Below are 24337 nucleotides of genomic sequence, written 5' to 3'. Positions count from 1 at the left end.
ACCATCCTATTGGCAGAAAATAATATCGCCATGAAAAAATATCTTGCTTTACTATTGCTCAGTTGCCTGGTGGCATTTACTGCGGCTGCACAGCAACAGCGAACCATCACCGGTGTAGTAACCGATAGTGTTGCCTCCTACCCCATCGCCAACGCCGTGGTACGTGTAAAAGGCACAGATTTTCTAACGGCTACAGACGCCAAAGGAGCTTTCAGCCTGAAAGTGCCCGCAGGGGCGTTAACTATTGAGGTAACTGCTACCAATTATAAGCAGGTGGCAATGAAGATCAGCGCCACCCAAACCACCTTAAAGGTGAAGCTAACCAAGCTGCAGCAGGTGATAAAAGCTGGTCAAAAGAACCGGTATGTTATGAAGGAAACCCAGGCCCTGTATGGTTCCAGAGCACCTTCGGCAATCGTAGAATATGCAGCTCCCGTTATCTCGGGAAATAACGTACAGAAGGCATCGGCTGGCCGTGTTGCCGGCGTAACCGCCGATGCGACTCCTGGTTATTATTACAGCCCGGCTCCTAATACAGAAGATTACAGTGCCATCAACGAAAATACCTTCCACGCCGCTACCGATCAGCCTTTAAGCACTTTCAGTATTGATGTGGACAGGGCTTCCTACAGCAATATGCGCCGGTTTCTGAATAATGGTGAGCTCCCGCCACCAGATGCAGTAAGAGTAGAAGAAATGATCAATTACTTTGATTATCGCTACAAAGCGCCTACTGGTAAAGATCCGGTAGCTATTTATACTGACATGGCCATCTGCCCCTGGAATACCGGCCACCAACTGGTTCGCATTGCTTTAAAAAGCAAACAGGTAGATACCAAAGACCTTCCTGCCACCAACCTGGTATTCCTGCTGGACGTTTCCGGCTCTATGGATGAGGAGAATAAACTCCCCCTGGTAAAGCGGGCATTCAAAGTGCTCACAGAGCAACTGCGACCACAGGATAAAGTAGCAATTGTGGTATATGCCGGTGCAGCGGGTGTGGTATTACCTGCTACCAGTGGTAACGACAAGAAAAAGATATTGACCGCATTAGAACAATTACAGGCTGGTGGCTCTACCGCAGGTGGAGAAGGAATAAAACTGGCTTATAACATTGCTGACGAACTACATTCCAAAAACAGCAACACCCGGGTGATACTAGCCACAGACGGAGATTTTAACGTGGGCATTTCCAGTGAAGGAGAGCTGACACGATTGATAGAAAGCGAAAGACAAAAAGGAGTTTCCCTTTCTGTGCTGGGCTTTGGTATGGGTAACTTAAAAGATAACACGCTGGAATTACTGGCCGATAAAGGCAATGGTAACTATGCTTACATTGATAATTTTGAAGAAGCCCGCAGAACGTTTGTGACTGAATTTGGCGGTACCCTCTTTACCGTGGCTAAAGATGTGAAGCTACAGGTGGAATTCAATCCGCAGTTCGTGCAGGCGTACCGGTTAGTAGGTTATGAAAACAGGATGTTGCAGAATGAAGATTTCAACAACGATAAGAAAGATGCAGGCGATATGGGTGTAGGCCATACTGTGACGGCACTTTATGAGCTCATTCCCTCCGGCAAAAAAGGAGAAAACGTCAATTGGGTAGATCCGTTGAAATACCAACAGGGCAAAATACTGGGCAACCAGAGCGAGGTATTGACGGTGAAGCTGCGCTACAAGCAGCCTTCCGCTGATGAAAGTCAATTGATGGAAAAGGTGTTGCCTTATAATGACCAGGCCATCACCGCTGCACCGGAAGATTTCCGCATGGCCACTGCAGTAGCCGCTTTTGGTCAATTGCTGCGCCACTCCGCATTCAAGGGCACTGCTACCTATGAACAGGTACTGTCCTGGGCAGGAAATGCACGTGGTGAAGATGCCGAAGGCTACCGCGCCGAATTTATACAGCTGGTGAAAAAAGCCAGGCTGCTGGACAAAGAGGACAAAGAGTAGTTACACTATTTTTTGGTAATTTGCGGCCTCAAAGGGATAGCTCATGATTATCAATTTAAGTGAAACCAATTCATTGGTTGGAGAATGGTTAAGCGAGATCAGAAATGTGGAGGTTCAGCAGGACCGTATGCGCTTCCGGCGTAATATGGAACGGCTGGGGGAAGTAGCGGCATATGAGATCAGTAAAACGCTGGATTACGAAGACAAAGAAGTGACGACCCCTATGGGTATTGCTACTTGCCGGGTATTGAAAGCACAACCGGTATTGGCCACTATTTTACGGGCCGGACTGGCACTGCACCAGGGTTTGCTGCATTACTTTGATAAAGCAGATCATGCCTTTGTTTCTGCCTATCGCAAACATAATCACGATGGTTCTTTTGATATCAGCCTGGAATATGTCAGCACCCCTTCCATAGACGGACAGGTACTGATCCTTTCCGATCCAATGCTGGCTACCGGCGCTTCCCTGGTGAAAACAATCGAACACCTGGAAGAAATTGGCAAACCCAGTCATATTCACCTGGTAGTAGCAATTGCCTGCACCGTTGGAATTGAATATGTGCTGCGTAATACGAAAGCTGATCTGACCATCTGGGCCGGAGATATTGATGATGAATTGACTGCTAAGGGCTATATAGTACCGGGGTTAGGGGATGCAGGGGATCTGGCTTTTGGAAATAAATTACAACAATAACACTGAATATATCGTTTTACGAATAGCAGTTTTGTATCTTTAAAAGAGCATAGCTGTTATTCGTATTTTTATTTCATCAACTTTTTTATACATGGATTTAATTTGAGATATGATTTAATTGATGTACCTTCACCCGTATTGCATAATACCCTATGCTTTAAGCTTTACTAATATGAAAAGAGCTTTACTATTCCTGGCCATATTGCTTTATGTGAATCCTTTGCGGGCGCAAGACCCGCACTTTTCGCAGTTTTTTGCCTCACCGCTTACACTTAATCCAGCTTATACAGGTTTGTTTTCAGGAGATTATCGTTTATCAGGTAACTACCGTTCACAATGGCGCAGCATTGCCACGCCGTTTGTAACAGGTACTGCTGCGATAGACTTCGGCATTCTGAAAAATGTCATTTCTTATACTGATATCTGGGGAGTGGGCTTTATGGCGATGTATGACAGAAGTGGCGGTGGTGCACTTACTTCCAGTTACCTTTCTTTCAGCACAGCCTATCACAAAGGACTTGATCCGGAAGGAAATCATACGCTGGCGATTGGTTTGCAAGGTACACTGGTGCAAAAAAGATTGGATAACAGCAAACTGCAGTTCGAAAATCAGATAGACAATAACGGGTATAATCCTATGATTCCCAGTAATGAAACACTGGTGAATCCTAAAATATCTTATTTCGATCCTAACGTTGGGATTTTGTATAACGGCCTGATCGGGGAATCTTCCAATATTTACCTGGGAGCCTCCTATTACCATATTACACAGCCTACAGAGTCTTTTATGAACCTCACCCAAAACCGGCTCAGCTACCGCTGGACGGTACACGGCGGAGGATCTGTTCCTGTTAACGGGAAAGACCGCTTTCACGGAAGTATCCTGTATATGAAGCAAAGTACAGCCTCTGAACTCACATTTGGGGGTGCCTACGGATTCTCTCTCAGCGATATGGACGACAACCCTACCACTTTTTATGTGGGTAGCTGGTATCGCCTGAAAGATGCGATCATACCCTACATTGGTATGGAAATCAAAGGTTTCCAGGTTGGTCTCACCTACGATACCAACGTATCCACCCTCAACCCTGCCTCTCATTACCGTGGTGGTATGGAAATCTCACTGATCTACATTCATACCCGGAACGAAAATAATAAATACAAAACGCTCTGTCCACGTTTCTAGTGAGCCGAAGGTAGAAAGTATAAGGCAAAAAGCTATTAAAGCGAATGATCTTGGCGGATATTATTCCTTCGCTGACATCATTCGCTTTAATAGCTTTTTGCCTTATGCTTTCTGCTTTTTGCTGTATAATATAGCAATCATAGTTATTTTTGCCTTAGTTTCGTTGCTCTTTCATAAAACAGGAACAAACACACATTCAGTTACATTAAAAATATTCAGGCGTTGTTTTCATTCAGAGAAGTACTGTCGGCTGTTCAGTCTTACGGAAAAGCCCACCAATTTATACTGCAGCATAAATTATGGAAATGGATACTGATACCAGGCATTATTTATTGCCTGTTATTTTTTACCGGCTTTTACTTTGTATGGGGATATTCTGGTGACTTCGTAGAATACCTGACTAAGCTGATGCACATTACAGAGTGGGTACAGGACCTGGAAAGCAGCTGGATAAGTTTCCTTTTTATATTAGTCGCCTTCTCTATCAGAATCGTTTTTGTTTTCTGGTATTTCTCTTATTTCAAATATTTGTTCCTCATAGTGGCATCTCCCGTTTTTTCTTATTTATCAGAGAAGACAGAGGCCATTCTTGATCACAAAGAATTCCCTTTCAGCTGGTCGCAGCTGGGACAGGATATCCTGAGGGGTATCAAAATGTCCTGCCGCAATATTGTTTATCAGACAGCCGCCATCCTGGTATTGTTACTGGTATCATTTATACCTGTGATTGGCTGGCTTACGCCGATGGTAGGATTCTTTATTGAATCTTATTTTTACGGTTTTTCTATGATGGATTACAGTTGTGAACGACATAAATTAAATATGTCGCAGAGCATCGATTTTATACGGCAGCATCGGGGCATGGCCCTGGGTAATGGCATGGTATTTTACCTGTTCATGCTTATTCCCGTGTTGGGTTGGATGCTGGCGCCTTCTTATGCAGTGATTGCTGCTACTATTGACTTACAAACTAAAAGACTGAAATAATGAATACCCCTGGCAAAGTGTACCTTGTCCCTACTGTGCTGAGCGCCGATGCCTTATTTAGCATTCCTGCATATGTAACTGCTATTGTGCAGCAGCTATCTGTTTTTTATGTAGAAAATGAACGCACCGCCCGCCGCTATTTAAAAGCGCTGGACAGAAATATAAATATAGACGCCCTGCAGTTGCTGATCATGAATGAAAATCAGCCCCCAGACCTGGCGCTCGCAAAAAAATTATTACTCGAAGGCAAGGATATTGGTGTGCTGAGTGAAGCCGGATGCCCTGCTATTGCAGATCCGGGAAACCTCATCGTACAGGTAGCTCACAGCGTAAATGCAAGAGTAATACCAATGATTGGCCCCAACTCCATGCTGCTGGCCCTGATGGGCTCCGGCTTAAATGGACAAAACTTCCAGTTTGCTGGCTATCTGCCCATCAAACCACCGGAAAGAACAAAAATGATCCGCGAACTGGAACAGGAATCTGAAAAGAAAAACCAAACACAGCTGTTTATAGAAACCCCTTACCGCAACAACCAGCTGATGAAAGATATACTGGATAACTGCAAGGACTATACGAAAGTATGTGTGGCAGCAGATATCACTGCTCCTACTGAATATATTAAAACAAAGACAGTGAAAGAATGGAAACAACAGATACCTGACCTTCACAAGAGGCCGGCCATATTTCTGCTGTTGGCAGCAAGCGAATAAAAGAATTACGAATTTCAAATTACGAATTACGGATTTGCAGGTAGATAACGTAAAGGATAATATCCACGTTTATCATCTACCCGCAAATCCGTAATTCGTAATTTGAAATTCGTAATTCTTTATGGAAGCTCCTGCCTGTTGGGATCTTTGATGGAAATAACACTGTCCACAATAAAGGGACTGTAACCTCTCCAGGGAATAGCGCCCAGGTACTCTTTATAATGCAGCTCAACTACTTTACCGCTGGCTGTCATCAATTGCTGCGCAACCCGTTCATTGGCCACGGAAAACTGGAATTCATTTGACTGAATCGTTCCTACCACCTTCCCCCGGTACCCTGACTGTATCAGCTTGCCTTCATAGGTTTTAAACACAAATCCCTTATTCACAAAATAATTCAGCTCACCTGCCTTTACTCCCTGTCCGAAAACAAAATAGTATTTATAGAAGAATATACCTCCCAGTACCAGTACAATAATACTTACAACAATAAAGACAAAGCGACCCATAAGGACATTTTAGTGATGGATGATCAGAAATTCAGATCTACAAGATAAATCAAACCGGCCATACCAAAAGCACCCAATTCCAGCTCTCTTTTATTCACCGCTTCAAATACATCGTTAGCGGCATGATGAATGTCGAAATAACGTTGTGAGTCAGGAAAAAGTTCAGCCATAGGCGTACCCAATGCCTCATTCAGCTGACCTACGTCTGTTCCACCACCTTCTTCTTTAAAATCATAGATGCCGTAAGGCTCAAACAGTGGTCTCCAGCTGGCAATTTTTGCTTTTTTAGCAGCATCCATCGTAGTGGAAAAACCACGTGGGGTAAAGCCACCCGCATCACTTTCCAGCGCAAAGATGTGTTGCTCGTTCTTTGCTTTTGCCACTGCCGCATATTTGGTACCACCACGGGTGCCATTTTCTTCGTTGGCAAACAATACCACTCTCAATGTATGTTCCGGCTTTATTCCCAGCGCTTTGAAAGCACGTAATACTTCAATAGACTGCACGCAACCGGCCCCGTCATCATGAGCACCTTCGGCTACATCCCAGGAATCGAGGTGGCCGCCCACGGTGAGGTATTGATCCGGATATTTGCTTCCCTTCAGTTCTCCGATCACATTATGGCCCACTACATCTTTCAGCATTTCGCAGTTGGTGCGCAGGAATACCCTGGCATCGGTATCGTCTTTAATGCGCTGGCTCAGGCGATCGGCATCTTCCAAACCAATGGCGACTGCAGGTATCCTGGGATAAGCACTGTCGTAGCGCATAGCGCCTGTATGCGGGAAGTTATTGGCGCCGTGAGACATAGAGCGCACAATGACTGCCAAAGCGCCGTATTTAGCCGCCCTGCTGGCTCCCACCCCACGATACATCACGGCATCACGATAGGAATGGAATGTTTTTATATAAGTGGGATTGAAATGAACATTATAGAAAACGATCTTTCCTTTTACCTTGTCTTTTTTGGCTTCCAGGTCATCAAAAGAAGCGACTTCCAGCACTTCCGCAGTCACTCCATCCGGGCCGCTGCCAACAGAGTTTCCCAAAGCCAGGACATTCAGTGGAGGTATAAAATCGCGGCGTTTGGAGATAATACGGGCTTCTTCCCTGGCTCCCCTCACCCAGTGCGGCACCATGCACTCCTGCAGGTATACCGTATCTGCACCTGCTGCCTTCAGCGCAGCTACTCCCCATTGTTCTGCCTTTGGCATCTGAGGAGATCCGGCTAAGCGGCCACCAATGTTTTTGGTGAGGTTGCGCAGATTTTCGTAAGCAGTGCTGTGAGTTAAGACTTCGTCAGCTAATTTTCTCATGGTGACTGAATCTTTCTCCTGCGCCATTGCCAGGGCTGGCAATGAACAGGCTAATAAAATTGGCACAATATATTTTCTCATGTAGCAGGTTAATTTATGGTTAAAACTACTAAAAAAGCCGAAGGCAAAAAGCATAAAGCTATCCAGGTGGGTGCCAGATAGCCACGGCCGCTTCCCATGGCCACTCCTGGCAGCGTTTTGCTTTATGCTGTATCCATTCTGCTTTTTAGTACCTTTGCAGAATGCAAAAAATTAACTCATGCGCATAGGAATAGTATGTTACCCTACTTACGGTGGTAGTGGGGTGCTGGCCACCGAGCTGGGTAAAGCTCTGGCAGACAAAGGCCACATGGTCCACTTTATCACATATCAACAGCCGGTAAGGCTTAACGCGTTTCACGCTAATATATATTATCACGAAGTACAGGTTCCCACATATCCACTTTTCGACTTCCCTCCCTATGAGTCTGCCCTAAGCAGCACCATGGTGGATGTGATCATTAACCAGAAACTGGATCTGCTGCACGTACATTATGCCATTCCACATGCCTCTACGGCATATATGGCGAAGCAAATCGTGAAAAAACATGGCAGAACGGTTCCCTTTATCACCACTTTGCACGGTACTGACATTACCCTGGTGGGTAAGGATAAGACCTACGAGCCGGTAGTTACCTTTTCCATCAATGAATCAGATGCTATTACCGCCGTATCTGAAAACCTGCGGGATGAAACCTACAAGTCCTTCCCTATAGAAAAGGATATCACGGTGATCTACAACTTTGTGGATACCCAGCGTTTCAGCCGCCGGGAACTGCCTCATTTCAGACAAGCAATAGCACCTAACGGTGAAAAAATATTACTGCATGTATCCAACTTCCGTAAAGTGAAGCGGGTGCCTGATGTTGTGAAAATATTTGCCCTGGTACGCAAAGAATTACCTGCCAAATTACTGCTGGTAGGTGATGGTCCGGACAGACCTTCTATTGAATGTCTTTGCCGGGAACTCGGTATTTGCGAAGATGTAAGATTTGTAGGAAAACAGGAGCAACTGGAAGATGTGATGTCTATCAGTGACCTGTTCCTGCTGCCATCAGAATATGAGAGCTTCGGTTTGGCGGCGCTGGAAGCCATGGCTGCACAAGTGCCTGTGATATCTTCCAATGCAGGTGGTTTACCTGAGATCAACATCCCCGGCCAGACAGGCTACATGAGTAATGTAGGCGATGTGGAAGGTATGGCTGCTCACGCCATCAAGTTGCTGACAGACGAAACATTGCTGGCACATGTACGGAAAGGTGCGCTGGAACAGGCCCAACGCTTTCATATAGATAATATCATTCCTCAATACGAGGCTTTATACGAAGAAGTATTGCTAAAACAGGTACAATTGCTTTAACGGGAACGGATCCATTTTTCAGGATTCTGTTTCACCATATTCCGGTATATCTGTAATTCTATCTCACCGGTATTACTACCAGGCCCGGAGGCGGCAGCGCCCAGTGTTTGACCACGTTTTACATTAGCACCTTTGCTAACACGTACATCCAGTAATCTCACATAATTGGTAAAATATTTTCCATGGCGTAGGGTAACCATATACCCTGCGCCTGGTACCATAAATACCATAATTACTTCTCCGTCAAAAATGGCTTTTACCGCAGCACCTCTTGCTGTAGCGATGATAATGCCGTTATGATCTACTTCAATTTTACCTACTCTTCCGGTGCCGAAATGCCCGGTAATACGACCAGCTTCCACCGGCCATGGTAAACGGCCACGGTTGGCTTCAAAGTCGCGCGACAGCGATAATGCTTCCGGCGTAGCTACCAGCACATCTTCGCTGGAGGCCTTCGCTACCGGAACATCCTCTTCCTCTTCTTCCTTCTCCTCTACCGGTTTTGCAGGTGGCTTTTTATGTGCTTTTCTGGCTGCTTCCAGCGCCGCTTTTCTACGGGCTGCCGCCAGCTCCCGCTGTTGTTTACGTTTCGCATCGGCGGCCTTTTTCCTTGCCAGTGCCTGTGCGGCGGCTTTTTTCTGTGCAGCTGCAATTTCTCGCCGGATGGCATCCTGGATGGCCTGGTCTACCTGCCGGGCTTCTGCCTTGCTTTTATTGATATGCTGCTGTAGTTCCTGCTCCTGGTCTTTCAGCTGGGCAATAGTTTGATCTGTTTCCTTTTTATCAGCAATAAGGGTTACCCGCTGTTGCTGTTCTGTATGTAATGCGCCCGCTTTCTGTGCCCGCTGTTCCTGTAATACCACCAACTTTTGTCCCAGTAACGCTTTGGTAGACAGTAGGTTTTCTGCCTGTTTTCGCCTGTTTTCCCGGTATTGCTGCAGGTATTGATAACGGCGCAGTGCATCATTAAAGCTGGTAGCGGAGAAAAAGAAGCTCAATACATCATAGGAATCACGGGTTTTATAGGCATACACTACCAGTTGCGCATAACGGGCCCGCAGGGAATCGACTTCTTTCTCCAGCGTTTGTACGTTATCGTTAGTACTGCTGATGTCTCCTTCAATTAAGCTGATTTCTTTGTTAATATTTACGATCTGCGCATTGCGGGAGGCGATCTTATCTTGCAGTTCCCGCTGCAGACTAAGGTTCTGGCGGGTAGATTTTTTTGTTTGCTGCAGGGCTCTATTGGCTTCTTCTATTTCTTTCAACAGTTCCTGCTTACGGTTCTCCAGTGCCGTGCGCGATTGTCTGTCACCCCGCTGTGCATACAACAGCGCAGGCAATAGCCATAGAGCCATCAAAAGAGGGATCAACTTTCTCAAAAAAAATGCATTTGGTTAGTAAGCGCAAAGCTGAAAGCATCATCAAATGCTTTCAGCTTTTATCTCTTATAGTTTCAGTTTCAGTTAAATTATCTTCTCCGGATCCACTGCTCAGGATTCTGTTTGGTAATACCTTTCCATATTTGCAGTTCCACCTCACCGGTGTTTTCAATATCATTGGTGCTGGCAGTACCTATTACCTGACCGGTTTTAACATTATCACCTTTCTTCACCCGGGTAGTTTGCAAACGTACATAGGTAGTGAAGTATTGTCCATGACGGATAATAATTACATATCCAGAGCCTGGCATTACCACTACAGATTTCACTTCACCATCGAAGATGGATTTCACGGCGCCGCCTTTGTTGGTAGCAATCACAATACCATCTGAAGGTACCTGGATATGTTCCATTACGGCGTGTTGGTGAATACCAAAATGTTCGATGATATTACCGGCATCTACCGGCCACGGGAGTTTACCACGGTTAGCTTCAAAACTTTCTGACAATGCCAGTGCTTCCGGTGTTGCTTCCAGTACGTTTTCAGTACGGGTAGTTTTTTCCGGTTCCGGGGTCGGCTCTGGTGTTTTAACCGGAGCTGGGGCAGGTTTTTCCGGCGCTGGGGCAGGGGTATTGTTAGCCGTATTATTGTTATTGTTTGCAGCAGCGGCAGCGGCGGCAGCTCTGGCTTTTTCCGCGGCAGCGAGTGCAGCGGCTTTACGTGCCTCTTCATCCCGTCTGCGTTTTTCTTCTGCGGCCTTACGGCGGGCTGTTTCTTCCTCTATAGCTTTACGGCGGGCATCTTCAATTTCTTTACGGATTACCGCCCTGATAGCCACCTGTACTTTCTGGGCATCTTTATTACGCTGGTTGATATCTGTTATCAACTCTTTTTCACGGCCCTTCAGTTTATTTAAGACTTCATCTTTTTCTTTCTTATCTACTTCCAGGGTAGTTCTTTGCTCCTGTTCTGTTTTAAGTGCATCGGAACGTTTTACCCGTTGTGATTCCAGGTTCTGTATTTTCTGATTTAACTGATCCTGTGTGCTCACAATGTTATCTGCCTGTCTGCGGCGGTATTCGCGGTATTGCTTTAAATACTGGAAGCGTTTCACTGCATCATTAAAACTCTGGGCAGAAAACACGAAGTTCAGCATATCATAGGAAGAGCGATTCTTATAAGCATATACCACCAGGAGTGCATATTGTGCTTTCAGGGTATCCAGGTCTTTCTGCAGGGTTTTTACATCCCGGTATGCGGAGTTGATATCGCCGTTGATAAAGTTTATTTCTTCATTGATATTGTTGATCAGCCGGGAACGCAGCGTAATTTTATCACGCAGTGCACGAAGTTGGCCAAGACTTTCTCTGGTAGATTTCTTGGTTTCCTTCAGTTGTTCATTTGCCTCATCTATTTCTCTTTGCAGCTCCTTTTTTCTTCGCTCCAGTTCCTCCCGCGATTGCTGCTGTTGCCCATTATTCTGGGCAACCAACATGGCTGGCATTAACCATAGCATCAACATCAACGGGATAATCTTCTTCAAATACAACATGACTGATTTTAGTAACTGCAAATTAAATAAATATACAACGTTTATTAGTTTAATGAAGATGACATTTACTCAGTTGCCATTTTACATGCGTTTATAGCTCGATGGCATACTAAACGGAAAACTGAGTGGGATATCAAAATCATAGCGCGTAAAATCCAGCGCTACTTTCGTTACATTTTTCTCTTCCACATATATACGGCGGGTAGTAGGGAATTTACGCCCGGCTACTTTGGTATAATCTCCATAGGTAAGTTCGCAGGAGCGCTTTACGACGCTGGCGCTATCCTTATCCATCACTTTGCTCTGTTGTAATCCATAATCATCTGCAAACACATTAAACAGGCTTACAAACTTTGAATGATTACAACTGAACGAAATAATAGAAGGTGTTTTCACCACCTGGTATACAGAGTCTGTCAGATATACCGGATTCCCAATGAGCATATCCTGCAGGGTCTGAAAATCAAATGGTATATTCAGCAGGTCCTCTGCGTCAGACATCTTCCGGAGAAATAATTGTTTATCCAGACGATTATACATTTTAAGGCTATCCGGCGTAATCACTGCCCTTATCACTTCATCTACAATCGGAGCCGAAATAGATATCCAGATGATGCTATCTTTTTTTATACGAAAAGTAGCATTCAGATTATTATGGCTTTTCTTATCTGTTTCAAATGCCAGCTTCATTTTGCCGGAAAAAGTATTAAAGTCGATATGATTGGCATGTATTCCCTTCAGCATATCGCTGGTAAACCGGGCCAGTTCCTCGTTAGATGAACTGTCTTTTACCACTGTTACCTTACTGGTATCAGCGGCTGGGAAGGAACTACGAGCCAGTTTTTTGGGATGGCGGCAGGCCACCATACCCAGGCCTATGGTTACAATTAAAAGTGTGACGATGGTTTTTCTCTTCATTGAGCGATGAACTTATAGCTAAAAGCTTATTGAATATATCTTTTTTCAGCGATCTTACGGGCGAGGTCTACAGAGGATGCTCCTTTGTCTTTCGCCATCTGCCAGTACTCTACTGCTTTTGTTACTTCTTTCAGATTAAACAGGATATCCCCGTAATGCTCCAATACATTCGGGTTTTTCTGTGCTTCCGGATATTGTAGTGCTTTTTCGATCCACTGTTTTGCTTCTCCAAACTTTTCCTGCCGGAAAAGAATCCAGGCGTAAGTATCCATGTAGGTTGGACTTTCCGGTTCCAGATCCAGGGATTGTTTTGACAATTCAGCGGCTCTATCCAGGTTTTCACCCCGTAAAGAGAGGTAATAGCTGTAATTGTTCATGATCAGCGCATCTTTAGGCCGGAGTACCAGTGCCTTTTCGTAGCTGCTGTCTGATTGACGGTGTTGTCCGGTAGCATGGTAAGAATCACCCAGCAGAGAATAAATATCTCCCAGGAATTTCTTCTCGCCGTTACCGATTTCCAATGCGGCATTCAAAGAATTAATCGCATTAGAATATTGTTGCAAAAGAAAACTGGCTACACCTTTAAAGTAATAGCCCATAAATTCTTTCGGGAATTTGGTGGTCACGTTATTGCTGAGTGTCAGCAAAGCAGTAGGGTCTTCTTTACGGGAGTAAATCCACATCAGTTGATACCAGACAGAGAAGCGGGTATCATCCAGGCTCAGGGCCTTTTTATAGCTGGCTTCTGCGCTGTCGAGCATATCGGCCTGCGAAAACATATCACCGCGTAAGGCGTATGCTTTGGCGTCTTTCGGGTGTGCTTTAATAATCAGGGACGTAAGATGCAGACCTTCTTCCAGCTTGGTAGTATCTGTGTTCATCATCTGGAGATAAGGATACACATAAGCTACTTTTTCATCGATGCTATAACCCGGATTGGCAAATGCTTTGGTGAGATTTGCCCAATAAGTGTTGATATCATTATTCTTCTTTGCGTAAGAAGCTAATGCAATCAATGCTCTCGGATTGTCCGGATCTTTTGTGAGGATAGTATGGTATACGTCTGCCGCATCTGCAATACGATCGTTGGCATCATATATTTCTGCCAGCAGGTAGTAGTACCTGATTTCCTGCGGCTCCTGGTTAATGAGTTTTTTTATTTCCGCTGCGGCTTCATCTACCATGCTCATTTTGAGCAACAGTTTTTGTTTTTGGTAGATGAGTTCTTCGACTACCCCTACTTTACTTTCCAGCTGGTTAAATGCAGCCAGTGCAGATGCCGCTTTATTGGCTTTTGCCAGTAGTACTCCCTTGTTGTAGAGATAGTCTTCGTTATCAGGATACTTATTGGTGAGTCCTTCGAAAACGAAAGCGGCGCTGTCGAACTTTTCATTCACTGCATATGCATCAGCCAGGGTTACCTGGAACCAATGGTTTTCAGGATCCAGCGCTGCCGCACGACGGGCAAAAATGAGTGCGTTGCCGGCGTTTTGTACTTCTATGAAGAGACGGGCCAATTCGTAATTAACGGTAGCATTATTTTTATTCAGCCGCAGATAGTCAGCATACTGGGTAATAGCCGTGCGATAGTCGCCCAGCATTTTAGATCGCTGAGCAGCAAAGAAAAGGCTATCTGCCCGCTGTGAAAGCACAGCAGCATTCTTAACGGAAGTGTTGCCACGTGATGCAGATTGCCTGGCACCACTACACGCCCCCATTAATAAAATACCTGCCAGCCCTATAACGGTGAAGTATATCCGCATTTATCAGGATTTACCGGTATGTCCAAAACCACCTACGCCTCTTACTGTTTCAGTGAGCACAGTTACCGGTTCTATTACCGCCTGTACAAAAGGGGCGATGATCATTTGGGCAATACGATCGCCGGGTTGTATGGTTTGCGGTTCGTTGGATAAGTTGATCATAATGATTTTAATCTCTCCGCGGTAGTCGGCATCTATAGTGCCGGGTGTATTCAGCAGGGTTAATCCCTGTTTGATAGCCAGACCGCTACGGGGACGGATTTGTGCTTCATGTCCTGCTGGTAATTCCATGAATAAACCAGTAGGGATCAGCATCCTTTCCAGTGACTGTAATGTAACTGCTGTTTCCAAATGTGCGCGGAGGTCCATTCCTGCCGCATCTGCCGTTGCATAAGCCGGTAATTCATTACCAGACTTATTGATGATTTTCACTATAATATCCGCCATTGAACAAAGATATTTTAAAATAATTACGAATTAGGCATTACGAATTCACCCGGGATAATAAACGAGAAGATAATCACACAATCCCGTAATTCGTAATTTGTAATTCTATTGGGTAATATGCTCCAGCAATACTACAGCGTGTGCTGTAACGCCTTCCTCGCGGCCTACGAAGCCTAGTTTTTCGGTAGTGGTAGCCTTCACAGATACGTCTTCGATACCGATATGCAGGGTTTCTGCAATCACGGCCTGCATAGCCGCTACGTATGGTTTTATTTTAGGCGCCTCCAAACAGAGGGTACTGTCTACGTTTACCACCTGGTACCCTTTTTCCCCAATCAGTTGTGCACAACGGGCTAATAATATCTTACTGTCGATGTTCTTATAGGCATTATCCGTGTCCGGAAAATGTACCCCGATATCACCTAAGGAAAGTGCACCCAACATAGCATCACAGATAGCATGTAACAGCACATCGGCATCACTGTGTCCCAGCGCTCCTTTATGATGAGGTACCAGTACACCGCCCAGCCAGAATTCACGACCTTCTACCAGCTGATGAAAATCTACCCCCAGTCCAATACGTATCCTACTCATATTTGTAATAATTTAATCATTTGCCAATCCGCAAGGTAAGGCAATAAATATAAAAATCCCCCCGTTTGGCGGAGGGATTCAACCGTTTAACCAGTTAATTATTTAGTTAAATAAAAGACAAAATGTTCATTACCAGCCTGTACGGGAATCCTCATCTCTTGGCCCCAGGTCAAAAGTCAGGGTAAACCGCAGTGTATTGGACAGCGGATTACGTTGAATACCAGATCCTGAAGGCACGAGGTAAGAAAAATTCAGGCCGAAGATGTCATATTTCACCCCGATACCGGCGGTAAAATACTTACGATTGCCCTTATTCTTATTTTCATTGAAATAGCCTGCTCTTACTGCAAACTGCTGGTTATACCAGTATTCCATACCCACGGAATACATCAGTTCCTGCAATTCTTCCTTAAATCCTCCCGGCGCATCTCCAAAGGAACTGAACATTCCTTCCAGTGAGCTCTTGCTTTTATATTTTCCAGCAGAATCCGGCGTAGGCACCAGTAATTTATTAATATCCAGGGCAAATGTTAACTGATTGGTTTCATCCAGGGCGATGGTGTAGGCAGTACCAATCCCCAGGTTGGTGGGTATAAAATCTTTTTCCTGTGCAGAGCTCAGGTAAGAAATTTTGGTACCCATATTGGAAATGGCCATCCCAATGTTTAATTTATTCACCAGGCCATCTGATTTCTCAAAATCCTTGGTATAGAACCCGGATAAGTCCACAGCAAATGCCTTAGCGGCTTTCACCTGAACACCATCCACAGATTGCCCGTTGGCCAGGTTGGAATAAATAAAATGCCCGGTTAACCCAATAGAAAAGTGTTCTGACAACTTACGGGCATAACCTGCATCCAATGCAAATTCACGGGCATGAAAATCCTGGATGGGATTTCCGTCTCTGTCGGTGAAAGCAATGGTGCCCAGCGAAAAATAACGCAGGGATCCGGAAATGGCCTGTTGCTCATCCAGTTTGGTATAACCATTCAGGCTGGCCAGAAACACATCGTTCACCAGTTCTTTTAACCAGGGAGTATAAGTAACTGCAAGACCAGCGCTCTTTTCGGCAAATGGCAGCTTGGCAAGATTGCTATATATGGAATAGGCATCTGCAGAAGTTCCCAACCCCACGTCCCCCATGGCTCCACTGCGTGCATCCGGTGTAATGCGCAAAAAAGGTACAGCGGTGTTAATAGGTACTGAACGACCATCAATTTGCCCCGTAGAAATTTGCGCTGAGGATTTAAAACTTATGAAAGTGCCGTAAATGAACACGAGGCCCATTGTTACCTTTCGGATCATGCAGATTTTGTATTTGATAAGGATGTAAAAATAATCTTATTTATTAATATAATACAGAAAGGGGTTTAATTGGGATAATGGCAAAAATTATCTTCCTTGCATAGGCTATAATAACACCAGCTTACCGCCCTTTATTTTAGTTCTTTTCGTGGTTCTGATTGTTAATCTGTAAACATATACTCCCGGGGGTAACTTTGCTCCCGAATCACTACGTCCGTCCCAGGGCATGCCATCATAACGACCGGCTGTGGAAATTATTGTACTACGCATTGTTTTTACCAAACTTCCTGCTACTGTAAATACCTGTAATGTTAGCTGTAGTTCCTCTCCCTGCTGATTATGCAGGAAGGTGAAACGTGTTCCATCATGGAAAGGGTTCGGATAGTTCCTCACCTCTTCTACTGCCAGCACTTCCTGTTCAGTTACTTTAAAATAAATAGTAGTGGTAGCAGCATTGTTGTAGGTATCCCATGCTTTAATTGTTATCCTATGTTCTCCTGCTAACAAACCATTCAAAGGGAACAATATATTCCCTTTTTTGTAACTGTTCAAAGATGACTCAAAATAATCATTTAATACAATATATCCAGTACTATCCAGAATTGCTATAATACTATGATTATCATTATTCCCTGACATATTGATACCACTACTGTCTGCCAGATCGATGATCAGCATAGGATCCGGGCCGGTTATATCTCCGCTTCTGAACTGGCGGTTATCCAGCCAGGCGTTTATAGCAGGTCCTGTTATGTCAGCTATAGGTCCCGCAATGATTCCACCGGTCGTAAAATTATCAAAATAACCATTTCCATCCAGCTGATCATTGCTGGTATAATAGCTGATCTTCCCCTTTCCGGTGCCTTCGCGAATATCGCGGGGAGCCACAAATGTAAGGGAAAACTTGCCTGCTGCTACTGTTTGTGTTCCATGAAACAAAACATTACGCTGTACCTTATACCCTTCTACACTGCTCCCGGCATCATTGCCCCTCGTTTTCTGCAGTGTGGGCTGGTCATATATAGTCGTATAGAGGACACCGTTATAGTCAGTTACAGCATTCCCCCGCGCATCAGCAATATGCCCCCTGATAGTATAGGTGCCTAACCCTTTCAGTGTATCTATGCCCGTCGGTACTACTCCATTCATAGAATCTGTGATTACTTTATAAGCCGGAAATGCCAGCGTTAATGCCGGATCCCCCAGCAGCTGAAATTTACGATTATTGACTGCATCCGCAGAGGTATTGTAAGTAACATTTTTAGCCTGCATAGCGGCCGTTCCCAGTGCAGGCATCTTCCCATTGGCTGCAGGGGTAAAAGCCACTTTCAGGTAATTGGCATTCATGAGCTGATTGGAAGCCGCAAAAACTGCGCGGGTAGTGGTCATCAGCGCAATAGCGCCTCCGGACTGCTGCAATAGTATTTTATGCCCCAACGAAGTTATTCCCGGATCATCGTAAGGTGCAAAGTCGCAGGTAGCAGTGATAAACAGGGGTAATTTATTATCGTTATGCCAGGCAGCAATGCTGTTGGCGTCCATAATATTTTCAGCTGCCAGGCGGGAATTGCTGCCATGACCCGAATAATTCAGCACCAGCGTACCCTTGTTGATCCGATTGGCAATAGCCGTATTCACCTCGGGATAAGTAGCGCCCCCTGAACTTGTTTCCTGCGGATAAGCATCCAGGTAAATCTTTTCTGTATTCAATATGGGGGCATTACCTGCGATGACCGTGGCCATTTTTTCGGCATCCTCCAGGTGCAGGTTATCGTCTTCATCGTCTGCCAGTACGGCCACCTGGTTACGCCAGGGCCCAAAGGCTGCCGGTTGCCGGTACCGTATTATCTTATCTACAGCCAAAGCAGCTTCACTTACATTGCGCGCCGGAATACGCCCTATTCCTATATCCAGCCGATCAGGTACACTGGTTTGGGTAATATCTCCCCCATCCTTCAGTATTCCGAAATAATCATCTGATACGTAGGAGCGGATAGCATCCAGAGAGGCTTCACTTTGCCAGGAGGGAACATCATTGGTATTATTCTTTATACGCTGCTGATAATCATACGAGGCCGCTCCAAACAACAGGAGGTAGCGGGGTGCGGGTCCCCGGTCATAAAACATTTTTACATAGTCCCGGATGGCGGTGGGATCGGGCGTACCAGAAGCAAATTCATTATATACCTGGTCAATGGTAGTTACCTGTACCGATAACTGATCCAGTGAACGGTGCATGGCAGCCAGTCTTTCTGCAGGCCCCTTTAATGCGGTGGTGGTAACAATGATCATATCTGCGGCGCCATTCCCATGCAGATCCTGATTAGGCACCTGGCCTGCAAATACAGGCAACAATGCAGCCTTGTCGTAGAAAGCAATGTATTCATGCAGGCGCTCATTCTTTCCGGTAAAAAGCAGGGAATCGCCCTGTGGCTGATACTTGACGGCCACGGGCTTTACCGGATCAGTGACATCCCATATTTTCGTTTGCACATCAGCGTTATGGAGTGCAAAGCGACTGTTTTGCCCGCTACCTGCGTAAAGTGCACTACGAAAATCGAGCATGCCTCCTGCCGGCATTACCAGCGGACAGGGCGCCTGTACTTCCAGGTAGTCCAGCCATCCCCGGTCATTAATATTATTGGGGGCGAGCTCCACGCCTATATCCAGCTGCGCCTGGGACGCATTAGCGCTGCCGGAGGCAGCCGCAGCAGTAGCTACGCCTTCAAAAATATTATCTGTTACGGGCAGCAGGTATAAATTGCTGACCGCTGTTGCATTATTCACGGTGGCATTAAAATTACATCCACCACCACTGCGGGCAGCTGCACGCATACTCAATGTAACTGGTCCTGCCGGTGCCGCCGGCAGCGTAAAGCGATAGCTGCGGGATAACCCCAACACCTTACTGAATTCCGTTCCCCACCACTGTTTGCCACTGCCCAGGAAGTTAAAGCTATCGCGTTCATAAAACGCACGATACGTGAAAGCATATTCGGGAGTACCGGTTGCCGGCGGGTTATTATCTGCCTGTACCCGTAATCCTTCTCCCCCCACTGTTATATAATAAAAAGAAGCATCTGAATAAAGATTACGTTGGTGGGTAAATGTCCGGGAGACCATATTATACGACCAGCAATGTGGACCAGGGGCATAAAAAAGCAGGTAGTCATTTCCGTCCAGTACGCCATCTCCTCCATCTTGCGCATACATGGCTACTTCCGGCAAATCGTCGTACCGTGGGGTGTTGTTGGGCTCCCCCAGCATTTGTCCACCATTACCAAACAGCCGGATGGCAGTAACCGGTAGCTGCTGGGTATTGATACCCATACTTTTCAGGAAGGCAACATCTATTTTATAGACCCCGGGATCGGTGATCGACAACTTATACCAGCTCCCGGCTGCCAGGGCGGAGTTTTTTTTATATTGACGAATACTGCTTTGGGCATATATTTCGGGTTGCCGCAGCAAAAAAATCAGGAACATCCCGATAAAAATATAATTGAGTTTCATTATCTTAATCGCAGTTTTTCGACCGGTTGATGTAGAAAACCCTTTATCAGCAGGGACGAATGGCAGCAAATTACAAATTAATTTTTTTCGCCATAAAATAAAAAAGAGTACATTTGCGTTTACTGTAAATATACTAGACTAAAGCTGTATCGCATGCGTAGATTAACCTCTTTATCATTGCTCGTAGGTACCAGCGTAATGCTATCCATGAGTGCCTGTCATAAAGACGGCGGGGGACTTTTCGGTAAGAAGAAGGAATCTTCTTCCGCTACGGGCTGGAACTACAACGACCAGAAAATGGGCGGTTTCAGCGTAGCTAAAAACGTTGCCCAGCAAACGGGCCCGGGCCTTGTTTTTGTACAAGGTGGTACCTTTGCGATGGGAGCAACGGAGCAGGATGTAATGGGCGACTGGAACAATATTCCACGTCGTATCACTGTTTCCTCTTTCTACATTGATGAATCTGAAGTAGCCAACGTACATTATCGTGAATATCTTTACTGGTTGAACCGCGTTTACGGCGAGTCATTCCCGGATGTTTACCGCAATGCACTGCCCGATACCCTGGTATGGCGTAGTGAACTGGCTTACAACGAACCATTGGTAGAATATTATTTCCGCCACCCGGCCTACAACGACTATCCGGTAGTAGGTGTTACCTGGAAACAGGCAACCGACTATTGTAAATGGCGTTCCAACCGTGTAAACGAAAAGTTGCTGATGGATAAAGGCCTGCTGTCCAAAGCAGATGTCGGTAACCAGTCAGACGACAATACTTTTGACACCAAGTCATACACCGCTGGTTTGTACGAAGGTACTCCCGGCAAGTTGTCTAAAAGTGCCAAAAATCAATTTAAAAACGCAGACGGAACTCCCCGCAATGCTGCCTTTGAAGATGGTGTAATGTTACCAAACTACCGCCTCCCAACAGAAGCAGAATGGGAATACGCCGCACTGGGTTATATTGGTCAGAACCCTGGCCCTTCCAAAAAAGAAGGCAAACACGGGGAAGAGCTGATCATGAACAAACAGGTATATTCCTGGGGTACCAACACCAGCGGATTACGTGATATCCGCCGCGGTACCATGCAGGGTCAGTTCCTGGCCAACTTCAAACGTGGTTCCGGTGATAACATGGGTGTGGCCGGTGGTTTGAATGACCGTGCTTCCATTCCAGGTCCTATCCGCTCCTTCTACCCTAATACGTTTGGCATCTATAACATGTCAGGTAACGTAGCAGAATGGGTACTGGACGTTTACAGACCTCTGAACCCGATCGATGGGGAAGACTTTAACTACTTCCGTGGTAACAAGTTCCAGACTGTTTACCAGAATGAAAATAAAGAACTGGAAAAAGATAGTCTCGGTCACCTGAAAATGCGTGATGTAACAGACGAAGAAAGTGCCAACCGTCTTAACTACCAGAAAGGTGATGTAATCAACTACCTGGATGGTGACTCCCTTTCACAGGTGGAATATGGTTACGGCGTTACTACGCTGATCAACGATAAATCACACGTGATCAAGGGTGGTAGCTGGAATGACCGCGCTTACTGGCTTTCACCTGGTACCCGCCGTTACATGCAGGAAGATATGGCCACTAACACCGTAGGTTTCCGTTGCGCCATGGATCGTGTAGGTAGCCCTGAAGGTAATAAGTTTAAAACCGGTAACCTGTTCAAGAAACAGCGTCAAAAGAGATAACAGTTTAAACTGTACATAAAAAAAGGAGCGAAGATCAATGATCTTCGCTCCTTTTTTTATGTACAGTTTTTTCGCTGACTATTTCCAGAGTTCCAGAATTTCTTCTGTATGATTTTTGGTATCCGGCTTTTTGATGATGTGAGCAATTACACCCTTTTCATCAATGAGAAAGGTAGTACGGTGAATGCCATCATAGGTTTTCCCCATCATTTGTTTTTCTCCCCAAACACCATACTGGTTCACGATCTTCTTGTCTTCATCTGCCAGTAAAGTAAAAGGCAGGTCAAACTTTTCTATAAACTTCTGGTGGCTTTGCTCGCTATCTGTGCTTACGCCTACTACTACATATCCCTTTTTCAACAGTGCATCATAATTATCACGCAGGTTGCAGGCCTGAGCCGTACATCCCGGGGTATTGTCTTTCGGATAAAAATACAGAACCACCCGCTTTCCTTTAAAGTCTGTCAGGGATACGGTTTTGCCGTGCTGATCATGTCCTTTAAAAACCGGGGCTTTATCGCCTTCATTTAAGTTTCCCATATATAAGGTTTTAGCTGTTTGAAATTATGTTCCTAACGTTTAAAAGATAGTCTGTATGTTCCTTCGTTGCCGGCAATATCTGTTACTTTCATCACCAGGATATGTGTACCCGGCTGGCAATGTTCATCAAACGTATAGGTAAGCACGTTACTCCTACGGGAAAACAATAACCATTTACCATCCAGTTCCGCCCGGTAACTTTTAATGCCGCTGGCATCGTTCATGGCAAAAGCTATTTTTGCGGCTTTAGCAAGATTTGCTCCTGGCTTCACACCCAATGGCGTTACTTTCGGCGCAATCGTATCAACTTCCAGGTGGAAGTTGCCAAAGTCACGGAACGTTCCTTTGTACCAACCGTTTTCCAGTGTAGTAGCGGAAGCATTGCTGCCCATTCCTTCTCTTACCATCACAACTTTAGGTTGCAGGTTTTCAGGAACCGTACGGGAAGCACGCAAACGTACATTGAAGAAATCATGTACCGGCACCAGTGGGTTGTGCAGATGATATACATTAGAATATGCTTTGGTGCTGACAGATGGCGTTTCTGCATAGTTAAAGCAGATCTTGTCGTACAAAGCTTCTTCATCCAGGTAAAATTCCACCTGGTTATTTTCGAAGATATTGCGTGAATCAGGATACATGAGGTTGGCGCAGCTTTTATCCGCGGCTTCAGGTCCACCCTGCTGCAGATGCAGTTTCACGGTAGACGTATTCCCATAAGCATCTTTTACCAGCAGCTTTACTTCGTGTACAGCACCATCCTCCAGGTGAATAGTACCATCTCCTTTCAGATCGTGGTAAATATCCAGTTTATTGCCTGGCAAAGAGAAGAGCAACTGGTAGTAGGGGCCACCACCTTTCTTCACTTTGTAATCTATATGCGCATTGAGGTAGCGGGTTTCTTCATAGCCGATGTTATCCAGCTGAAAGTCGATATCCGGCTCACCGTTTTGCAATAAAGTAACTTCGTATATGCCGTAGATGTTACCGGTATTCATGCGATCTACTGCACTCACCCCCAGGCCTGCTTTCACCGCATTTATTTTAATGACTGGCTGGGTGGTCACATATTCGCCGCCCACCTTTTTCACTGGCAACATAATGGGCTGCTGCTCATAAACACTTTTCTCCCGGTCGTAGATAGCAATGCGATATACGTCCGGCGCGTGGGTATCTGCAATATCGAATCCAAAGAGCAGCGGATTCAGCGGCTTTTCCGACTGGGTATTCCTGATTTCAAAGTGCAGGTGCGGGCCGGCAGAACCTCCGGTATTACCACTCCAGGCAACAAAGTCGCCTTTTTTTACCGGGAACAACCCGGCAGGAATATCCAGATCGCTTGCCCAGCTTTCCGCCTGGTATTGTTGTTTCTTTACATATTGTTGCAGCGCCGGGAAAAAGGCGTTCAGATGCGCATATACGGTCGTATATCCATTGGGGTGAGTAATGTATAATACATTCCCGAATCCCGTATGTGAAACGCCAATACGGCTCACATAACCATCTGCGGCAGCATGTACCGGCAGATTCTCCTTTTGCTGGGTTTTAATATCCATTCCTGAGTGGAAATGGTTAGGACGCAGCTCACCAAAATTCCCTGCCAGCTCTATTGGAACATTCAACGGATTTCTGAAATAGCCCTTGGGATAGTCCTTTACCGGAATGGTTTGCGCCTGTAATAATTGCGGTAGTAAACAAAATAGACCGATGACTCTCTTCATAATATTGCAAATGTAGGGAAAAGAGAAGTTTGTCATGCGGACACCCTTATTCCCTCCATCAGTTTTAACAGTTTTTAATATATACCATGGTAAAAAGATTTGGGGAGATGGATACCGCCATGGCAGTATCCATCTCC

General features: G+C 45.5%; 19 protein-coding genes. 7 read left to right on the top strand and 12 right to left on the bottom strand.

All coding sequences use genetic code 11. The annotated features are described in order from the left end of the window. Positions 1-30: 30 nt before the first annotated feature. The 5 genes from AB4Z08_RS24600 (at position 31) to AB4Z08_RS24580 (ending at position 5536) form a co-directional block, all read left to right on the top strand. A complete protein-coding gene (locus AB4Z08_RS24600) occupies positions 31-1953 on the top strand; it encodes a YfbK domain-containing protein (protein ID WP_441576442.1) in 1923 nt (640 codons plus the stop codon). A 43-nt stretch (positions 1954-1996) separates the two neighbouring features. After that, positions 1997-2650 carry a uracil phosphoribosyltransferase gene (gene upp, locus AB4Z08_RS24595; protein WP_441576441.1) on the top strand — a complete coding sequence of 218 codons (654 nt, stop codon included), beginning with the start codon at positions 1997-1999 and terminating at the stop codon, positions 2648-2650. Positions 2651-2822: 172 nt separating this feature from the next. Then, on the top strand, positions 2823-3836 hold the full coding sequence (locus AB4Z08_RS24590; RefSeq protein WP_441576440.1) for a PorP/SprF family type IX secretion system membrane protein: 1014 nt from the start codon (positions 2823-2825) through the stop codon (positions 3834-3836). 222 nt (positions 3837-4058) lie between these two features. After that, positions 4059-4823, top strand: coding sequence for an EI24 domain-containing protein (locus AB4Z08_RS24585; RefSeq protein WP_441576439.1), 765 nt, complete (start codon positions 4059-4061; stop codon positions 4821-4823). Further along, positions 4823-5536, top strand: a complete 714-nt coding sequence (locus tag AB4Z08_RS24580; protein ID WP_441576438.1) for an SAM-dependent methyltransferase — start codon at positions 4823-4825, stop codon at positions 5534-5536. The genes AB4Z08_RS24585 and AB4Z08_RS24580 overlap by 1 nt, the downstream gene beginning before the upstream one ends. 119 nt (positions 5537-5655) lie before the next feature. Here AB4Z08_RS24580 and AB4Z08_RS24575 read toward each other — a convergent pair whose 3' ends face one another. Next, positions 5656-6045: a hypothetical protein gene (locus AB4Z08_RS24575; RefSeq protein WP_441576437.1), complete on the bottom strand. Its 390-nt coding sequence runs from the start codon at positions 6043-6045 to the stop codon at positions 5656-5658. A gap of 23 nt (positions 6046-6068) precedes the next feature. After that, positions 6069-7442: a M20/M25/M40 family metallo-hydrolase gene (locus AB4Z08_RS24570; RefSeq protein WP_441576436.1), complete on the bottom strand. Its 1374-nt coding sequence runs from the start codon at positions 7440-7442 to the stop codon at positions 6069-6071. A 178-nt stretch (positions 7443-7620) separates the two neighbouring features. On the opposite strand from AB4Z08_RS24570, the gene bshA reads away from it, so the two are divergent. Further along, positions 7621-8760, top strand: coding sequence for an N-acetyl-alpha-D-glucosaminyl L-malate synthase BshA (gene bshA / locus AB4Z08_RS24565; protein WP_441576435.1), 1140 nt, complete (start codon positions 7621-7623; stop codon positions 8758-8760). On the opposite strand, the gene AB4Z08_RS24560 is transcribed toward bshA, so the two are convergent. From AB4Z08_RS24560 to porU, 8 genes are all read right to left on the bottom strand, one after another. Then, on the bottom strand, positions 8757-10142 hold the full coding sequence (locus tag AB4Z08_RS24560; RefSeq protein WP_441576434.1) for a murein hydrolase activator EnvC family protein: 1386 nt from the start codon (positions 10140-10142) through the stop codon (positions 8757-8759). The genes bshA and AB4Z08_RS24560 overlap by 4 nt on opposite strands. Before the next feature lie 89 nt (positions 10143-10231). Continuing rightward, positions 10232-11686, bottom strand: coding sequence for a murein hydrolase activator EnvC family protein (locus AB4Z08_RS24555; RefSeq protein ID WP_441576433.1), 1455 nt, complete (start codon positions 11684-11686; stop codon positions 10232-10234). Positions 11687-11776: 90 nt separating this feature from the next. Next, positions 11777-12613: a DUF4292 domain-containing protein gene (locus AB4Z08_RS24550; protein WP_441576432.1), complete on the bottom strand. Its 837-nt coding sequence runs from the start codon at positions 12611-12613 to the stop codon at positions 11777-11779. Positions 12614-12639: 26 nt separating this feature from the next. Continuing rightward, positions 12640-14376, bottom strand: a complete 1737-nt coding sequence (locus AB4Z08_RS24545; protein WP_441576431.1) for a tetratricopeptide repeat protein — start codon at positions 14374-14376, stop codon at positions 12640-12642. Positions 14377-14379: 3 nt separating this feature from the next. Further along, complete coding sequence (dut, locus tag AB4Z08_RS24540; RefSeq protein ID WP_441576430.1) at positions 14380-14823, bottom strand: dUTP diphosphatase; 444 nt, start codon at positions 14821-14823, stop codon at positions 14380-14382. Between the two features lie 105 nt (positions 14824-14928). Further along, positions 14929-15417 carry a 2-C-methyl-D-erythritol 2,4-cyclodiphosphate synthase gene (gene ispF, locus AB4Z08_RS24535; RefSeq protein ID WP_441576429.1) on the bottom strand — a complete coding sequence of 163 codons (489 nt, stop codon included), beginning with the start codon at positions 15415-15417 and terminating at the stop codon, positions 14929-14931. A gap of 129 nt (positions 15418-15546) precedes the next feature. Further along, a complete protein-coding gene (gene porV / locus AB4Z08_RS24530; RefSeq protein WP_441576428.1) occupies positions 15547-16722 on the bottom strand; it encodes a type IX secretion system outer membrane channel protein PorV in 1176 nt (391 codons plus the stop codon). A 105-nt stretch (positions 16723-16827) separates the two neighbouring features. Next, positions 16828-20235, bottom strand: a complete 3408-nt coding sequence (gene porU, locus AB4Z08_RS24525; protein WP_441576427.1) for a type IX secretion system sortase PorU — start codon at positions 20233-20235, stop codon at positions 16828-16830. Positions 20236-20388: 153 nt separating this feature from the next. Here porU and AB4Z08_RS24520 point away from each other — a divergent pair, with 153 nt between their 5' ends. Beyond that, the gene (locus AB4Z08_RS24520; protein WP_331972568.1) at positions 20389-21939 is read left to right on the top strand and encodes an SUMF1/EgtB/PvdO family nonheme iron enzyme; all 1551 of its coding nucleotides are present in this window, start codon (positions 20389-20391) and stop codon (positions 21937-21939) included. A 78-nt stretch (positions 21940-22017) separates the two neighbouring features. Here AB4Z08_RS24520 and bcp read toward each other — a convergent pair whose 3' ends face one another. Together bcp and AB4Z08_RS24510 are read right to left on the bottom strand one after the other, a co-directional pair. Continuing rightward, complete coding sequence (gene bcp, locus AB4Z08_RS24515; RefSeq protein ID WP_133807411.1) at positions 22018-22479, bottom strand: thioredoxin-dependent thiol peroxidase; 462 nt, start codon at positions 22477-22479, stop codon at positions 22018-22020. A 32-nt stretch (positions 22480-22511) separates the two neighbouring features. Further along, on the bottom strand, positions 22512-24200 hold the full coding sequence (locus AB4Z08_RS24510) for a M23 family metallopeptidase (protein WP_441576426.1): 1689 nt from the start codon (positions 24198-24200) through the stop codon (positions 22512-22514). Between the last annotated feature and the right edge of the window lie 137 nt (positions 24201-24337).

Origin of the sequence: Chitinophaga sp. RAB17, from assembly GCF_052114225.1 — a bacterium.
Taxonomy (GTDB): Bacteria; Bacteroidota; Bacteroidia; order Chitinophagales; family Chitinophagaceae; genus Chitinophaga.
Note: the sequence above shows the minus strand (reverse complement) of the source record. Positions and strands in the feature narration are given on the sequence as shown.

What these genes read in the sequence shown, in the direction of transcription:
- AB4Z08_RS24600 (WP_441576442.1), top strand. Translation starts at nt 31, where the DNA reads ATGAAAAAATATCTTGCTTTACTATTGCTCAGTTGCCTGGTGGCATTT.
- upp (WP_441576441.1), top strand. Translation starts at nt 1,997, where the DNA reads ATGATTATCAATTTAAGTGAAACCAATTCATTGGTTGGAGAATGGTTA.
- AB4Z08_RS24590 (WP_441576440.1), top strand. Translation starts at nt 2,823, where the DNA reads ATGAAAAGAGCTTTACTATTCCTGGCCATATTGCTTTATGTGAATCCT.
- AB4Z08_RS24580 (WP_441576438.1), top strand. Translation starts at nt 4,823, where the DNA reads ATGAATACCCCTGGCAAAGTGTACCTTGTCCCTACTGTGCTGAGCGCC.
- AB4Z08_RS24575 (WP_441576437.1), bottom strand. Translation starts at nt 6,045, where the DNA reads ATGGGTCGCTTTGTCTTTATTGTTGTAAGTATTATTGTACTGGTACTG.
- AB4Z08_RS24570 (WP_441576436.1), bottom strand. Translation starts at nt 7,442, where the DNA reads ATGAGAAAATATATTGTGCCAATTTTATTAGCCTGTTCATTGCCAGCC.
- bshA (WP_441576435.1), top strand. Translation starts at nt 7,621, where the DNA reads ATGCGCATAGGAATAGTATGTTACCCTACTTACGGTGGTAGTGGGGTG.
- AB4Z08_RS24550 (WP_441576432.1), bottom strand. Translation starts at nt 12,613, where the DNA reads ATGAAGAGAAAAACCATCGTCACACTTTTAATTGTAACCATAGGCCTG.
- AB4Z08_RS24545 (WP_441576431.1), bottom strand. Translation starts at nt 14,376, where the DNA reads ATGCGGATATACTTCACCGTTATAGGGCTGGCAGGTATTTTATTAATG.
- dut (WP_441576430.1), bottom strand. Translation starts at nt 14,823, where the DNA reads ATGGCGGATATTATAGTGAAAATCATCAATAAGTCTGGTAATGAATTA.
- ispF (WP_441576429.1), bottom strand. Translation starts at nt 15,417, where the DNA reads ATGAGTAGGATACGTATTGGACTGGGGGTAGATTTTCATCAGCTGGTA.
- porV (WP_441576428.1), bottom strand. Translation starts at nt 16,722, where the DNA reads ATGATCCGAAAGGTAACAATGGGCCTCGTGTTCATTTACGGCACTTTC.
- porU (WP_441576427.1), bottom strand. Translation starts at nt 20,235, where the DNA reads ATGAAACTCAATTATATTTTTATCGGGATGTTCCTGATTTTTTTGCTG.
- AB4Z08_RS24520 (WP_331972568.1), top strand. Translation starts at nt 20,389, where the DNA reads ATGCGTAGATTAACCTCTTTATCATTGCTCGTAGGTACCAGCGTAATG.
- bcp (WP_133807411.1), bottom strand. Translation starts at nt 22,479, where the DNA reads ATGGGAAACTTAAATGAAGGCGATAAAGCCCCGGTTTTTAAAGGACAT.
- AB4Z08_RS24510 (WP_441576426.1), bottom strand. Translation starts at nt 24,200, where the DNA reads ATGAAGAGAGTCATCGGTCTATTTTGTTTACTACCGCAATTATTACAG.